The organism is Micromonospora sp. NPDC051300, assembly GCF_044455315.1.
In the GTDB taxonomy this organism is placed as follows: Bacteria; Actinomycetota; Actinomycetes; order Mycobacteriales; family Micromonosporaceae; genus Micromonospora; species Micromonospora robiginosa.
The window spans coordinates 60402-76562 of sequence record NZ_JBITEP010000005.1 but is presented as its reverse complement, the minus strand read 5'-3'; the positions used below and the strand labels follow the sequence as shown (position 1 = coordinate 76562).

At 77.3% G+C, this 16161-nt stretch carries 2 protein-coding genes (1 of these 2 cut by a window edge); both read right to left on the bottom strand.

Features of this window, described 5'->3' with window-relative positions; translation table 11 throughout:
• Positions 1 to 3: 3 nt before the first annotated feature.
• On the bottom strand, positions 4 to 10263 hold the full coding sequence (locus ACIA5A_RS07850; RefSeq protein WP_396757763.1) for a type I polyketide synthase: 10260 nt from the start codon (positions 10261 to 10263) through the stop codon (positions 4 to 6).
• 299 nt (positions 10264 to 10562) lie between these two features.
• Positions 10563 to 16161 carry the 3' end of a type I polyketide synthase gene (locus ACIA5A_RS07845; RefSeq protein ID WP_396757760.1) on the bottom strand. 24131 nt of this gene lie beyond the right edge of the window, so the window shows 5599 of its 29730 coding nt (coding positions 24132-29730); its start codon lies off the right edge, out of view — the gene reads right to left on this strand; the stop codon is at positions 10563 to 10565.

The window sequence follows — 16161 nt, the reverse complement described above, 5'->3', positions numbered from 1 at the left end:
ATCTCAGGCGGTACCGAGTTCGTCGTCGAGGAGGTGGAACAGTTCCTCGGCGCTGGCGGAGCTGAGGTTGCCGCCGCCCGCGGCGGGGTCGTCGGCGTACGTCCAGAGCGACAGCAGCTCGCGCAGCCGGACGGCGACGGCGGCGCGGTCGGTGTCGTCGTCGGCGATGGCGCGCATCGCGGTCTCCAGCTTGTTCAGCTCGCCGAGCACGGACAGCGCGGAGGTGCTCCGCTCGGCGAGCAGCGCGCCGCGCAGGTGGTTGACCATGGCGGCGGTGGTGGGCCGGTCGTAGATCAGCGTGGACGGCAGGCGCAGCCCGGTGGCGGCGCCGAGCCGGTTGCGGAACTCGACCGCGGTCAGCGAGTCGAAGCCCAGCTCGACGAAGCCCTTCTCGGTGTCCACGTCACGGATCGAGGCGTAGCCGAGCACCGCCGCCGCGTGCGTGCGGACCAGGTCGGAGAGCACCCGGTCGCGGTCCGCCTCGGCGGTGGCGGCGAGCGTGTCGCGCAGCGCCGCCGCCGCGTCGCCGGCCGGGGTCTCGGCCGGCCCGGCGCCGGAGGTACGGACCAGGCCGTGCAACAGCCGGGGCAGCGCCGGGCCGAGCCGCCCGAGCACCGCGTGGTCGAGGCTGACCGGGGCGATCGCCGGTTCGTCGTGGCGCAGTCCCTCGCTGAACAGCGCCATGCCCTCGTCGGGGCCGAGTGGCCGGAAGCCGGCCCGGCTCATCCGCCGCTCGTCGACGTGGCCCCGCGGCCCGCCGGGCTCGGCCGGGTTGGCCCACGGTCCCCACGCCATGGACGTGACGGCGAGGCCGCGCGCCCGGCGGTGCTGGGCGAGCCCGTCGAGGAACGCGTTCGCGGCGGCGTGGTTGGCCTGGCCGGGCCCGCCGAACAGGCCGGCGGAGGAGGAGAACAGCACGAACGCGGCGAGGTCCAGCTTCTCGGTCAGCTCGTGCAGGTGCCAGGCGGCGTCCGCCTTCGGCGCGAGGACGGTGTCGAACCGGGCCGGGGTCAGCGCCGGCAGCACGCCGTCGTCGAGGACACCGGCGGCGTGCACCACGCCGACCAGCGGCCGGTCGGCGGGGATCTCGTCGAGCAGCACGGCGAGCGCGTCCCGGTCGCTGACGTCGGCGGCGACGACCTGCGCGGCGGCGCCGAGCGCGGTCAGCTCGGCGGCCAGGTCGGCCGCGCCGGGCGCGTCCGGGCCGCTGCGGCTGACCAGCAGCAGGCGCGGCACGCCGTGCCGGGTGACCAGGTGGCGGGCGACGAGGCGGCCGAGCGCGCCGGTGGCGCCGGTGACCAGCACGGTGCCGGCGGACAGGTCCGGCTCGGGTCGCTGCGGCGGCGGGCCGAGGCGGACCAGCCGGGGCACCCGGATCTGGCCGGCGCGCAGCGCGAGCTGCGATTCGCCGGTGCCGAGCGCGGCCGGCAGCGCCACCGTGGAGCGGGGGTCGTCGTCCAGGTCGAGCAGCACGAAGCGGCCCGGGTTCTCGGACTGGGCGGAGCGGATCAGGCCCCAGGCGGCGGCGGCGGGCAGGTCGGTCGGCCGGTCGGCGGGGTCGGCGGCGACCGCGCCCCGGGTGAGCACGACGAGCGGGGTCCCGTCGAGTGGTTCGCGGGTGAGCCAGTCCTGCGCGAGCGCCAGCGTCTCGTGGGTGAGCAGGTGAGCGGCGCGGGCCGGGTCGGGTTCGTCGGCGCGCTGCCCGGTGACGACGGCGACGACCGCGTCGGGCCGGGCCGCGCCGCCGGTCACGGCCGTCACCAGGTCGTCCAGGTTCCGGTACGCGTCGACGCCGGGCCACTCGTCGGCGTCGCCGAGGGCGGCGAGGCGGGCGGGGCGGCGGTCGCCGGGTTCGGCGGCGATCCAGTCGAGCCGGTGCAGCGAGCGGGCGGCCGTGCGGCGGGCGGTGTCGAGCTGGTCGGCGCTGATCGGTCGCAGCACGAGCGCGTCGAGGGAGGCGACGGGCGCGCCGCCGGTGTCGGTGACGGTGGCGGCGACCGCGCCTTCGGTGGGGGTGAGCCGGACCCGCAGTTCCCGGGCCCGGGTGGGCTGGATCGCGAGCCCGGTCCAGGAGAACGGCAGCCCGGGTCCGGCCGCCGTCTTCCCCTGGGTTTCGGTGGTGGGGGCGGCGCGGTGCAGCGCGTCGGCGCCGATGGTGTGCAGCGCGGCGTCCAGCAGCGCCGGGTGCAGCGTGAACGGGTCGGCGGGGGCGTCGGTGGGGAGCGCCACCTCGGCGAGGAGGTCGTCGCCGCTGCGCCAGGCGGCGCGCAGCGCCTGGAACGTCGGGCCGTAGCCGTAGCCCTGCGCGGTGAGGTGCGGGTAGAGCGCGTCCAGCGGGATCGGTTCGGCGTCGGCGGGCGGCCAGGCCACGCCGGCGGCCACGGTGACCGGCCGGGTGGGGGCGAGCACGCCTGTGGCGTGTCGCTGCCAGGTGCGGCCGGCGCCCGGCGTGTCGCCGTCGTCGTCGAGGTGGGAGTGGACGGTGACCGGCCGGCAGCCGTCGTCGTCCACGGCGCCGACGCGGACCCGCAGGTCGACGCCGCCGGTGGGCGGGACGACGAGCGGCGCTTCCAGGATTAGTTCGGTGACGTGGGCGGTGTCGACGGCGCGTCCGCTCCAGGACGCCAGCTCGACCAGCGCGGTGCCGGGGAGCAGCACGGTGCCGAGCACGGCGTGGTCAGCGAGCCAAGGGTGGGTGGCGAGGGTGAGCCGGCCGGTGAACAGCAGGCCCTCGTCGCCGGGCAGGTCGGCGACGGCGTGCAGCAGTGGGTGGTCGACCGCGTCGAGGCCGGCGGCGGGCAGCCCGGCCGGGCCGGAGCCGCCGCGCGCCAGCCAGTACCGGTCCCGCGCGAACGGGTAGGTGGGCAGGTCGACGGTGGCGGCCGGGGTGAGCACGGCGGTCAGGTCGACGGGTAGGCCGATGCTGTGGGCGGCGGCCAGGCTGGTCAGCAGCCGGGTCGGATCGTCGTCACCGCGGCGCAGCGTGGACAGCGTGTGCCCGGTGGTGTCGGCGTCGTCCAGGATCGCGGTCACCGGCATGCTCAACACCGGATGCGCGGACACCTCCACGAACGTGGAGTGCCCGGCCGCCAGGGCGGTCCGCACCGCGGCCTCGAACCGCACCGGTCGGCGCAGGTTCGTGTACCAGTAGTCGCCGTCCATGCTCTCGGGATCAGCCCAGTCCCCGGTCACCGTCGACACCATCCGGGTGTGACCCGGCTGCGGGGACAGGCCGGCCAGGTCGGTGAGCATCCGCTCCCGGATCCGCTCCACGGCCGGGTTGTGCGAGGCGTAGTCGAACGGCACCGGCTTCGCCCGCACCCCCTCACCCGCCCACCGCTCCCGCAGCTCGGCGAGCGTGTCAGGGGGCCCGGAGACGACCACGTGACCGGGACCGTTGAGCACCGCCACCACCGTGCCCGCCACACCCTCGATCCGCGCCGCGACCTCCGCCTCCGGCAGATCCACCGCCAGCATCCCGCCGGAACCCGCCAGGGTGGCCAGGGACCGCGCCCGCAGGATCACCGCCTTCGCCGCGTCGTCCAGCGACAGCACCCCGGCCACGCACGCGGCGGCCATCTCCCCCTGGGAGTGCCCGATCACCAGCGACGGCTCCACACCCGCCGCCCGCCACACCTCCGCGAGAGACACCCCGACCGCGAACAGGACCGGCTGCAACACCTCCACCCGGTCCAACCAGGCGTCATCGTCACCGGTCAACACCGACACCAGATCCACGTCCAGGAACGGCGCGAACGCCCGCTGACACTCCGCCAGACGCGCGTCGAACGGCCCGCACCGGCCCACCAGACCGGCAGCCATCCGCACCGACTGACCACCCTGACCCGGAAACACGAACACCGGACCCGCACCGTGGTCCACGCCGCTACCGGTCACGACGTTCGCCGCCGGCGCACCGGACGCCAGCGCGTCCAGGCCGGCCAGCAGGTCGTCCCGGTCGGCGCCCACGATCGCGGCGCGCTGGTCGAGCGCGGCGCGGGTGGTCGCGAGGGACCAGGCCAGCGCGGCGGGCGGCTGGTCCGGGTGTGCGCGGACGTGCCGGGCGAGGCGGTCCGCCTGACCGGCCAGGGCGGCGGTCGAGCGGGCGGACAGCGGCCAGAGCAGCGCGTCGGTCCGGACCAGCCCCGACGCGTCGGGCCGGTCGGTGACCGGGTGCGCGGGAGCAGGCTCGTCCGGCTGCTCGATGACCACGTGCGCGTTGGTGCCGGAGATGCCGAACGACGACACCGCCGCCCGACGCGGACGGTCCACCGCCGGCCAGGGCCGCGCCTCGGTGACCAGCTCCACCGCGCCGCTGGACCAGTCGATGTGAGGCGACGGCTCGTCCACGTGCAACGTGGCCGGCACCGTCGCGTGGCGCATCGCGAGGATCATCTTGATCACGCCGGCCACGCCGGCGGCGGCCTGCGCGTGGCCCATGTTCGACTTGATCGACCCGAGCAGCAGCGGCGCCTCCCGCTCCTGCCCGTACGTGGCCAGCAGCGCCTGCGCCTCGATCGGGTCACCCAACGTGGTGCCGGTGCCGTGCGCCTCCACCACGTCCACGTCCGACGTGGACAACCCCGCGTCGGCCAGCGCGGCCCGGATCACCCGCTGCTGCGACGGCCCGTTCGGCGCGGTCAACCCGTTCGACGCGCCGTCGGAGTTGACGGCCGAGCCGCGGACCAGCGCGAGCACCCGGTGGCCGTTGCGGCGGGCGTCGGCGAGCCGTTCCACGAGCAGCATGCCGACGCCCTCGGACCAGCCGGTGCCGTCGGCGGCGGCGGCGAACGACTTGCACCGACCGTCGGCGGCCAGCCCGCCCTGGCGGGAGAACTCGGCGAACGTGTCCGGGGTGGCCATCACCGCGACGCCGCCGGCGAGCGCCAGGTCGCACTCGCCCCGGCGCAGCGACTCCCCGGCCAGGTGCAGCGCGACGAGTGACGACGAGCAGGCGGTGTCCACGGTGACCGCCGGCCCCTCCAACCCCAGCGTGTAGGCGACCCGCCCGGAGATGACGCTGTGCGCGCCGCCGGTCATCAGGTAGCCCTCGGTGCCCTCGGGCACCTCGGTCAGCCCGGTGCCGTACCCCGAGGTGGACGCGCCGACGAAGACCCCGGTACGGCTGCCGGCCAGGCCGGTCGGGTCCACCCCGGCGCGTTCCAGCACCTCCCAGGCGGATTCCAGGGTGAGCCGCTGCTGGGGATCCATCGCGAGCGCCTCGCGGGGCGAGATGCCGAAGAACGCCGGGTCGAAGCCGGTCGCCTCGGGCAGGAACCCGCCGGCAGGCGTGTAGCCGCTGTCCGGCGCGGGCACGTCCCAGCCCCGGTCGGCGGGGAACCCGCCGATCGCGTCGACCCCGTCGGCGACCAGCCGCCACAGCCCCTCCGGGCCGTCCACGCCGCCCGGATAGCGGCAGGCCATGCCGACCACCGCGATCGGCTCGTCCGCGCCCGGGGTGACGGTCGGCGCGGCCGGCCCGGCGGTGTCCGCGCCGAACGCGGTCACCCGCAGGTGCCGGGCCAGCTCGGCCGGGGTGGGGTGGTCGAAGACCAGGGTGGACGGCAGCCGCAGGCCGGTCGCCTCGTTCAGCCGGGTCCGCAGGTCCACCGCGGTGAGCGAGTCGAAGCCGAGGTCCTTGAACGGCCGGCCGCGCAGGTCGTCGGCGGTGGCGTGACCGAGGACCCGGGCGGTCTGCTCGTCGACCAGCCGCAGCAGCTCCCGCTCCTGGTCGGCCTCGGGCCGGCCGGCCAGGTGGCGCAGTGCCTCGGTGACGCCGGCCGGCGCGGCGGCGTCCCGCGCCGCCTCGGCCTCGGCAAGCGCGCGGACCTGCGGCAGCTCGGACAGCAGCGGGCTGGGCCGGGTGAGCGTGAACGCCGGGTGGAACCGGCTCCAGTCGACGTCGGCGACGGTGACGCCGGCGGTGGGCCGGTCCAGCGCCCGGTCCAGCGCCACCAGGGCCCGCGCCGGGTCGATGGTGGGCAGGCCCATCCGGTGCAGTTGCTCGGTGGCGGTGTTCTTCGCGGCCATGCCGTCGGCCCCGCCCCACGCGGTCCAGGCCACGGCGGTGGCGGTGAGCCCCCGGTCGCGGCGGTGCACGGCGAGCGCGTCGAGCAGCGAGTTGCCCGCGCCGTACGCGCACTGTCCGGCGCTGCCCCAGGTGCCGGAGACGGAGGAGAAGAGCAGGAACGCGGTGAGCGGCCGGGCGGCGAGGCACTCGTCGAGGTGCAGCGCGCCGAGCACCTTGCCGGCGACGACGTGCGCGAACTCGTCGAGCGTGGTGCCGGTCAGCGGGGTGAGCTGGTCGGTGCCGGCGGCGTGCACCACCGCGGTCAGCTCGGGCAGCGAGTCCAGCAGCGCGGCGACCGCCGTACGGTCGGTCATGTCGCAGGCGGCGGCGGTGACCCGCCCGTCGGCGCCGTGCTCGGCGAGCAGCGGGGCCAGGCCGGGGGTGTCGGCGCCGCGCCGGCCGGCCAGCACGACCCGGCGGGCGCCCCGGTCCAGCAGCCAGCGGGTGACGTGCCCGCCGAGCGCGCCGGTGCCGCCGGTGACCAGCACGGTGGCGTCGGCCCACCGGTCGCCGGCCGGCCGTTCCGGCGCCGGGGCCGGGACGAGCCGCCGGCCCCAGACGCCGCCGGCGCGGACCGCGACCTGGTCCTCGCCGCTGCCGCCGGCGAGCACCGCGGCGAGGCGACGCCGGAGCGCGGCGTCGGGCGTGGCCGGCAGGTCGACCAGGCCGCCCCACCGGTGCGGCTGCTCCACGGCGGCGGCCCGGCCGAGGCCCCAGACCAGGTTCTGCACCGGGTCGGTGAGCCGGTCGGCGGGACCGGCCTTGACCGCGCCGCTGGTCAGGCACCAGACGGGCGCGGTGAGGTCGAGGTCGGTCAGCGCCTGGAGCAGCACCAGCGTGGTGGCCGCGGCGACGCTGACGCCGGGGTGCTCGGGCAGCAGCCGGTCCTGGCCGGCGACCAGGTGCAGCACACCGGCCACCGGCGCGTCGCCGACCGCGGCGCGCAGCCGGTCGGCGAGCGCGGTCCGGTCCAGGTCGTCGGCGCCGAGGCGCAGCACCGTCGCGTCGTCGACGAGCGCCGGCAGGTCGTCGGCCCAGCCGGGCGTGGCGTCCGCGGGCAGCAGCACCAGCCAGCGGCCCGCCGGCCGGTCACCCTCGGCGACCGCCACCGGTTGCCACCGCACCTGGTACGACCAGCCGTCCACCACGGAGCGGTCGTGCCGGCCGCGACGCCAGGCGGAGAGCACCGGCAACGCCTGGCGCAGCGCGGTCGCCGGGTCGTCGTCGGTGGTGGCGCCGAGCTGGTCGCGCAGCGCGTCGACGTCGGCGCGTTCCACGGCGGCCCAGAACTCGGCGTCCGCGCCGCTCTCCTCGGTGGCGGTCGGGGTGGCCGGCGGCTCGGGCCAGAACCGCTGGCGGTGGAACGCGTACCCGGGCAGCCGGACCCGCCGCCCGTCGGCGCCGGCGAACAGCGCCCGCCAGTCGACCGGGACACCGGCGACGTGCAGCTCGGCGAGCGCGGTGAGCAGTGCCGCCGGTTCCGGCCGGTCCCGGCGCAGCAGCGCCACCGCGGTGGCGTCCGGGCCGGTCAGCTCCCGGGTCAGCGCGGTCAGCACGCCGCTCGGCCCGACCTCCAGGAACGTGCCGGCGCCGAGCGCGCGCAGCCGGGTCACGCCGTCGGCGAAGCGGACCGTCTCCCGGACGTGTCGCACCCAGTGGTCGGCGGTGCGGATCTCGTCCGGGTCGACCGGCTCACCGGTCAGGTTGGACACGATCGGCAGGGTCGGCGCGTGCCGCTCCAGCCGGTCGACCACGGCGGCGAACCCGGCGAGCATCGGTTCCATCAGCGGGCTGTGGAAGGCGTGGCTGACGGTGAGGCGCTTGGTGCGTACGCCCCGGTCGGCGGCGCGGCGCTCGACGGCGGCGACGGCCTCGGCGGCGCCGGACACCACGACGGCGGCCGGGCCGTTGACGGCGGCGACGCCGATCGGCCCGTCGACGCCGGCGAGGAGCGCGTCGACGTCGGCCGGCGCGGCGGCGACGGAGAGCATCGCGCCGCCGGCCGGCAGCTCCTGCATGAGCCGCCCGCGCGCGGCGACGAGCGCGGCGGCGTCGGCGAGGCTGAACACGCCTGCCACGTGCGCGGCGACGATCTCGCCGACGGAGTGCCCGGCGAGCAGGTCCGGCCGGACGCCCCACGAGTCCAGCAGCCGGCACAGCGCCACGTCGACGGCGAACAGCGCGGCCTGGGTGTACTCGGTGCGGTCGAGCAGCGCGGCGTCGTCGGTGCCGGGTTCGGCGGCGAGGATCGGCCCGAGCGGGCGGGGCAGGTGCCTGTCGAGTTCGCCGCAGACCTCGGCGAGCGCGTCCGCGTAGGCGGGGAACGCGGCGGCCAGCTCCCGGCCCATCCCGGCGCGCTGCGCGCCCTGCCCGCTGAACAGGAACGCCACCTGCCCGCCGCGCGGGCCGGCGCCGGTGACCAGGCCGGACGCGGTGTCGCCGGCGGCGAGGCTCCGCAGGTCGGCGCGGAGCGTGTCCCGGTCCGGGGCGAGCACGACGGCCCGGTGGTCGAGCGCGCCCCGGGTGGTCACCGAGGACCAGCCGATGTCGGTCAGTGACGCGGCCGGTCCGTCGTCCCCCGCCACCCGGCCGACAGCGGGGTCGGCGGGGTCGGCGGCGGCGGTGTCGAGCCAGTCGGCCCAGCGGGCGGCCTGGGCGGCCAGCCCGGCGGCGTCGCGCGCGGAGAGCAGGACCGGCACCAGCCCGGCGGCCACCACCGGCGCCGGGCCGGCCACCGGCGCGGTGGCGGTCGACGCGACGGCCCCGGCGTCCGGGGTCGCCGGTTCGGCGGTGGCCGGATCCGGCGTCGGCGGCGCCTCCTCGACGATCACGTGCGCGTTGGTGCCGCTCATGCCGAACGAGGAGACCCCGGCCCGGCGGGGCTGCTCCCCCGCCGGCCAGGGCATCGGCTCGCTCAGCAGCGACACCGCGCCGGCGGACCAGTCGACGTGCGGGGTGGGCGCGTCCACGTGCAGGGTGGCCGGGAGCCGGCCGTGGCGCAGCGCCATCACCATCTTGATCACGCCGGCGACGCCGGCGGCGGCCTGGGTGTGGCCGATGTTCGACTTCACCGACCCGAGCCGCAGCGGCCGGTCCGCCGGCCGGCCCTGCCCGTACGTGGCGAGCAGCGCGGTCGCCTCGATCGGGTCGCCGAGGTTGGTGCCGGTGCCGTGCGCCTCCACGGCGTCGACCTGCTCCGGGGCGAGCCGGGCGCTGGCCAGCGCCTGCAGCACCACCCGCTGCTGGGAGGGGCCGTTGGGGGCGGTGAGCCCGTTGGACGCACCGTCGGAGTTGACCGCGCTGCCCCGGAGCACGGCGAGCACCGGGTGGCCGTTGCGGTGGGCGTCGGAGAGCCGTTCCAGCAGCAGCACGCCGACGCCCTCGCCCCAGGCGGTGCCGTCGGCGGCGGCGGCGAACGCCTTGACCCGGCCGTCGGCGGCGAGCCCGCGCTGGCGGCTGAACCCGACGAACGCGGCAGGCGTGGCCATCACGGTGGCGCCGCCGGCCAGCGCGAGCGTGCACTCGCCCTGCCGCAGCGCCTGGCCGGCCAGGTGCATCGCGACGAGCGACGACGAGCAGGCGGTGTCGACGGAGACGGCCGGTCCCTCGACGCCCAGCACGTACGAGATGCGGCCGGAGACCACGCTGGCGGCGGTGCCGGTGAGCACGTACCCCTCGACGCCGGGCGGGGGTGTCTGGAGCAGCGCCGCGTAGTCCTGACCGGTGGTGCTGGCGAACACGCCGACCTGGTGGCCGCGCAGCGTCGCCGGGTCGATGCCGGCGTGCTCGAACGCCTCCCACGACGTCTCCAGCAGCAGCCGCTGCTGCGGGTCCATGCCCAGCGCCTCGCGCGGCGAGATGCCGAAGAAGCCGGCGTCGAACTCGGTGGCCGAGTCGAGGAAGCCGCCCTCACCGACGTAGGAGGTGCCGGGGTGGTCGGGGTCCGGGTGGATGAGCCGCTCCAGGTCCCAGCCACGGTCGGTGGGGAACGCGCTGACCGCGTCGGCGCCGCTGTCGACCAGCCGCCACAGGTCCTCCGGGGAGCGCACCCCGCCGGGGAACCGGCAGCCGATGCCGACCACCGCGATGGGCTCGCGCTGCGCGGCCTCCAGCTCGCCGAGCTTCCGCCGGGTCTGGTGCAGGTCGGCGGTCATCCATTTCAGATATTCCCGGAGGGTGTCCTCAGTCGCCATCAGCGCCACCTTTTCGGGCCGGAACAACAGGCGACCCAATACCGTTCGGCGCGATCACGAATAACGTTGACCGGCGCCCACCAGGTCTCACTTACGGTGAGGAAGGTAATTGCCGCCGGAGAGGCGTCACAACCCCTAGCCCGCCCCTAGGGCCGCCCCTAGCAGGGACGCCGCCGCGAGGTGCGCAGGCTGGGCCGGTGCGCCGTCGCGTCCGATCCGGCCGGACCGGTCGCGACGGCGTCCGCAATGCCCCCGCGACCGGCGTCGCCGGACCGGCCCACAATGGCGCGCGAATTCGTTCAGAATTCGCCGACCGGACCGCCCAGCTCGCGGTGGATGAAATCGAACAGTTCGGCGTCGCTGGCCGCGCCGAGCGTCTCGGTCACCGGCGCCTGCGGCGCCGTGGAACGGTCGTCGCCCCAGCGGGCGACGAACGCCTGCATCTGCACCAGCAGCTTCTGCTTCGTCAGCGGGTCGGGTGTGCCGGCGGCGAAGAGGTCGTCCACCTTCTCCAGTTCGGCGAGCAGGCCGGTGGTGGCGGCGGCGCCGTCCGGCGCCAGCAGCGTCCGCAGGTGCCGGGCGAGCGCCAGCGGGGTCGGGTAGTCGAAGACCACGCTGCCGGGCAGCGTGGCCCCGGTGGCGGCGCGGAGCCGGTTGCGCAGCTCCACCGCGGTCATCGAGTCGAACCCGACGTCCCGGAACGCCCGGCCGGGGCCGAGGTCGGCGGCGTCCGGCAGGCCGAGCACCGTCGCGGCCTGGCCGGCCACGAGGTCGACCAGGATCGCGTCCCGCTCCGCGTCGCCGAGCGGGCGGAGCCGGTCGCGCAGTGCCGCCGCGGCCATGTCGTCGGTGGGCTGCTCGGCGTGCAGGCCGCGCAACGCCTCGGCGGCCTCGGGCAGGTCGCCGAGGAGCGGCCGGTCCCGGACCGCGGCGACGGCCGGCACGAACCGGTCCCACCGCACGTCGGCGACGACGAGCAGGTCGCCGTCCGCGACGGCCTGGCGGAGCGCGGCGACGGCCAGTTCCGGGTCCATGCCGGGCAGGCCGCCGCGGCCCAACTGCGCCAGGTCGGTGTCGGTGAGGCCGTCCGCCCAGGGACCGAACGCCACCGAGGTCACCGGCAGCCCGGCGTGCCGCCAGCCGGCGGCGAGGACGTGCAGCAGCGCGTCGCCGGCCGCCTGCCCGCAGTGCCCGCCGGAGCCCCACACGCCGGAGGTGGACGAGCAGATCACCAGCGCGCCGAGCGCACGCTGTTCCATCTCGTCGGCGTACCGGGGCAGGTCGCCGACGGTGGCGGTCAGGTCGGCGGCGAGGTCGGCGAGGGTGAGCGCGGCCAGCGGCACGGTGGCGGTGTCCGCCGGCACGTGCACCAGCCCGGTGACCGGCCGCCCGTCGGCGGCGAGCTGCGCCATCCAGTCGGCCAGCTTGCCGCCGGCCGGCTCGTCCAGCGGCACCACCGACGCGCCCGCCCGGTCGAGCCAGGCGGTGGTGTGCCGGGCCACCGGTCCGGCGCCGCCGGTGAGCAGGACGCTGCCCTGCGGCGTCCAGCCCTCGCCCGTACCGCCGCCCGGGCCGGTGGCCCGGACCAGCCGGCGGACGAGCGGGCCGGACGCGCGTACCGCGACCTGGTCCTCCCCCTCGCGGTTGGTCAGCGCGGCGAGCAGCCCGGCGGCGGCCTCGGGGGTCACCGTGCCGGGGAGGTCGACGAGGCCGCCGACCTGCCGGGGGTGTTCCAGCGCGGCGGCCAGCCCGAGACCCCAACTGGTGGCCTGCCACGGCCGGGCGGCGGGTTCGTCGTCGGTGGCGGTGGCGCCGGCGGTGGCCAGCCACAGCGGCACGCCCCCGTCGCCGGCGACGTGCGCCTGGAGCAGCAGCAGGTTGGCCGCGAGCCCGGCCGGCAGGGCGTCCTGCCCGGGGTGCGGCGCCTCGTCGAGCGCCAGCAGCGACAGCAGCGCGGTGGGCCGGTGGTCGGCCTCGGCCCGGGCCAGGGCGTCCGCGAGGGCGTCCCGGTCCGCGGTGGCCGGGTCGACGGTGAGCAGCCGTACGTCGGCGCCGCCGGCCCGCAACGCGTCGGCGACCGTGTCGGCGGTCTCGCGCGGCGGCGCGACGAGCAGCCAGCGGCCCGGTTCGCCGCCGGTCAGCGGGCGCGGTCGCCAGGTGACCCGGTAGCGCCAGCCGGCCAGCACGCCGTCCTGGCGACGACGCCGTCGCCAGGCGTCGAGCTGGGGCAGCAGGTCGCGCAGCGGCTGCCCGGTGTCGATGCCGAGCCGGTCGAGGTCGCCGTCGCCGACCGCCCGCCAGAACTCGCCGTCGTCCGCCGCCGACCCGCCGACCGGGTTGGTCAGCGTGGGCCAGTACCGCTGGGGCTGGAACGCGTACGTGGGCAGCTCGGGCAGGTCCCGGGCGGCGGGGCGGGGGCCGGCCAGCGGCGCCAGCAGCGCCGGCCAGTGCGGGTCGCGTCCGGCCGCGTAGCCGGCGGCGACGGCGGTGAGCAGGCTGGTGACCTCCGGTACGCCGGCGCGCAGCGCGGCCACCGCGACGGTGTCGTCGGGCAGCAGGTCGGCGTGCATCGGGGTCAGCACCGCGGTGGGCCCGAGTTCCAGGTACGTGTCCACGCCTGCGTCGCGCAGCGCGGCGATCCCGTCGGCGTAGCGGACCGCCTCGCGGACGTGCCGCACCCAGTAGTCGCCGGTGCGCAGGTCGTCTCCCTCGGCGAGCGCGCCGGTCAGGTTGGACACCACCGGCAGCAGCGGCGCGCCGAACGTCAACCCGGCCAGGACGGTCCGGAACTCGGCGAGCATCGGCGCCATCAGCGGGCTGTGGAACGCGTGCGACACGGTCAGTCGACGGGTCCGGACGCCCCGGTCCCGCCAGGCGCGTTCGACCTCGTCCAACGCGTCGAGCGGGCCGGACACCACCACCGACGACGGGCCGTTGACCGCCGCGATCCCGGTGTCCGGGTGCCCGGCGAGCGACGCGGCCACCTCGGTCTCGGGCGCGGCGACCGCAAGCATCCCGCCGCCGTCGGGCAGCGCCTGCATCAGCCGGCCGCGCGCGGCCACCAGCGTGGCCGCGTCGGCGAGGGAGAGCACGCCTGCCACGTGGGCGGCGGTGATCTCCCCGACCGAGTGGCCGCCGACGACGTCCGGGGTGACGCCGAACGACTCGACGAGGCGGAACAGCGCCACCTCGATCGCGAACAGGCCGGCCTGGGTGAACCCGGTGCGGTGGAGCAGGTCGCCGTCGCCGAACAGCACCGGCTTCAGCGGCTGCGGCAGCAGCGGGTCGAGGTGCGCGCAGACCTCGTCCAGCGCGGCGGCGAAGACCGGGAACCGGTCGTACAGCTCCCGGCCCGTGCCGGCGCGCTGCGCGCCCTGCCCGGAGAAGAGGATCGCGGTGCGGCCGGTCCGCGCGGGCGCGGCCGGGACGAGCGCCGGGTGGGTGTCGCCGGCGGCGAGCGCGGTCAGCGCGGCCAGCCGGGTCGCCGGGTCGGCGGCCACCACCACGGCCCGGTGGGCCAGGTGCGCCCGGCCCTCCACCAGCGCCCAGGCGACCGCGCCGGGGTCGACGGCGGCCAGCGCACCGGCCGGTTCCGCCGGATCGGCAGCGGCCGGATCGGTGGCGGCCGGGCCGGTGAGCCACCGGGCCAGCCGGTCGGCCTGGTCCCGCAGGCCGGCCACGGTCGCGGCGCTGACCGGCCACGGCAGCGTCGCGTCGGCGCGCGGCGCTTCGGTCGGATCCGTGGTCGCCCGTCCCGGTCCGGTGTCGCTCACGTCCGGGGTGTGGCTCGCCGCCACGGTGGCGGGGCGGTCGTCGGCGGTGGCCGGCGCCTCCTCCAGGATCACGTGGGCGTTGGTGCCGCTGATGCCGAACGACGAGACGCCGGCCCGGCGCGGCGCGTCGCCGGCCGCCCAGGGGCGGGCCTCGGTGAGCAGCGCCAGCGGACCGGAGGCCCAGTCCACGTGCGGGGTGGGCGCGTCGACGTGCAGGGTGGCCGGCAGCGTGGCGTGGCGCAGCGCCAGCACCATCTTGATCAGGCTGGCCGCGCCGGCCGCGGCCTGGGTGTGGCCCAGGTTCGACTTGACCGACCCGAGCCAGAGCGGCCGGTCGGCCGGCCGGTCCGGCCCGTACGCGGCGGCCAGCGCCTGCGCCTCGATCGGGTCGCCGAGCGTGGTGCCGGTGCCGTGCGCCTCGATCGCGTCGACGTCGGCCGGGGTGAGGCCGGCGTTGGCCAGGGCGGCCCGGATGACGCGTTGCTGCGCCGGCCCGTTCGGGGCGGTCAGCCCGTTGGACGCGCCGTCCTGGTTGACCGCGCTGCCGCGGACCACGGCGAGGATGCGCCGGCCGTCGCGTTCGGCGTCGGAGAGGCGTTGCAGCAGCAGCACGCCGACGCCCTCGCCCCAGCCGGTGCCGTCCGCGGCGGCGGCGAACGCCTTGACCCGGCCGTCCTCGGCGAGCCCGCGTTGCCGGGAGAACTCCAGGAACGCGCCCGGGGTGGACATCACGGTGACGCCGCCGGCCAGCGCCAGGTCGCACTCGCCGGACCGCAGCGCCTGTGCGGCCAGGTGCAGCGCGACGAGCGACGACGAGCAGGCGGTGTCGACGGTGACGGCGGGCCCGTGCAGGCCGAACGCGTACGCCAGCCGGCCGGACACCACGGACGCGCCGTTGCCGGTGGCCTGGTAGCCCTCCACCTCGGAGCGGGCGCCGAGCAGCAGCGTGGCGTAGTCCTGCCCGTTGGTGCCCATGAACACGCCGGTGGCGGAGCCGCGTACCCGCTGCGGGTCCATGCCGGCGTGCTCAAACGCCTCCCAGGTGGTGTGCAGCAGCAGCCGCTGCTGCGGGTCCATGGCGAGCGCCTCGCGCGGGTTGATGCCGAAGAACGCGGCGTCGAAGCCGGCCACGTCGGCGAGGAAGCCGCCGCTGCGGGTGTAGCTGGTGCCGACGCGTTCCGGGTCGCTGTCGAACAGGCCGTCGAGGTCCCAGCCCCGGTCGGTGGGCATCGGCGTGACCGCGTCCCCGCCGTCGGCGAGCAGCCGCCACAGTTCCCGCGGGGAGGACACCCCGCCGGGGAACCGGCAGGCCATCGAGACGATGGCGATCGGCTCGTCCGCAGCCGGTCGGGGCGCCGTCGTGGTCTCGGCCGGGGCGTCCGCGCCGGCCACCATCTCGGTACGCAGGAAGCGCGCCAGCTCGGCCGCCGACGGGTGGTCGAAGACCACTGTCGAGGGCAGCGTGGCGCCTGTCGCCCGGCCCAGCCGGTCCCGCAGTTGCACGGCGGCCAGCGAGTCGAAGCCGAGGTCGCGGAACGCCCGGCCGGCCGGCACCTGGTCGGTGGAGGCGTGCCCGAGCACCGCGGCGGCCTCGGCGCGTACCAGGTCGAGCAGGACCGTCTCCTGCCCGGCGGCCGGCAGCGCGGCGAGCCGGGCGCGGAGTCCGCCGTCGCCGGTTTCCGGCCTCTCCCGGTCGACGGCGACGGCCGGGGCGACCCGGTCGAACAGGTGGCTCGGCCGCGCCGCGGTGTACGCGGCGACGAACCGCGACCAGTCCACGCCGGCGATCACCGGGGCCGGCTCGGCGGCGTTGACCCAGCGACCCAGCGCGGCGACGGCGGCAGCCGGCGGCATCGGGTCGAGGCCGCGCCGGCGCAGCCCGTCAGCGGTCTCCCCGGCGGCCATGCCGTCGGCCGCCCACGGCCCGTAGGCGAGCGCGGTGGCCGGCAGGCCGGCGGCGCGGCGGGCCGCGACGAGCGCGTCGAGCAGGGCGTTGCCGGCGGCGTAGCCGGCCTGCCCGCCGCCGCCCCACACGCCGGCCACGGAGGAGAACACCACGAACGCCTCCAGCTCGCGGTCCTGGCAGGCGGCGTCGAGGTGGAGCGCGCCGAGCGCCTTGCCGGAC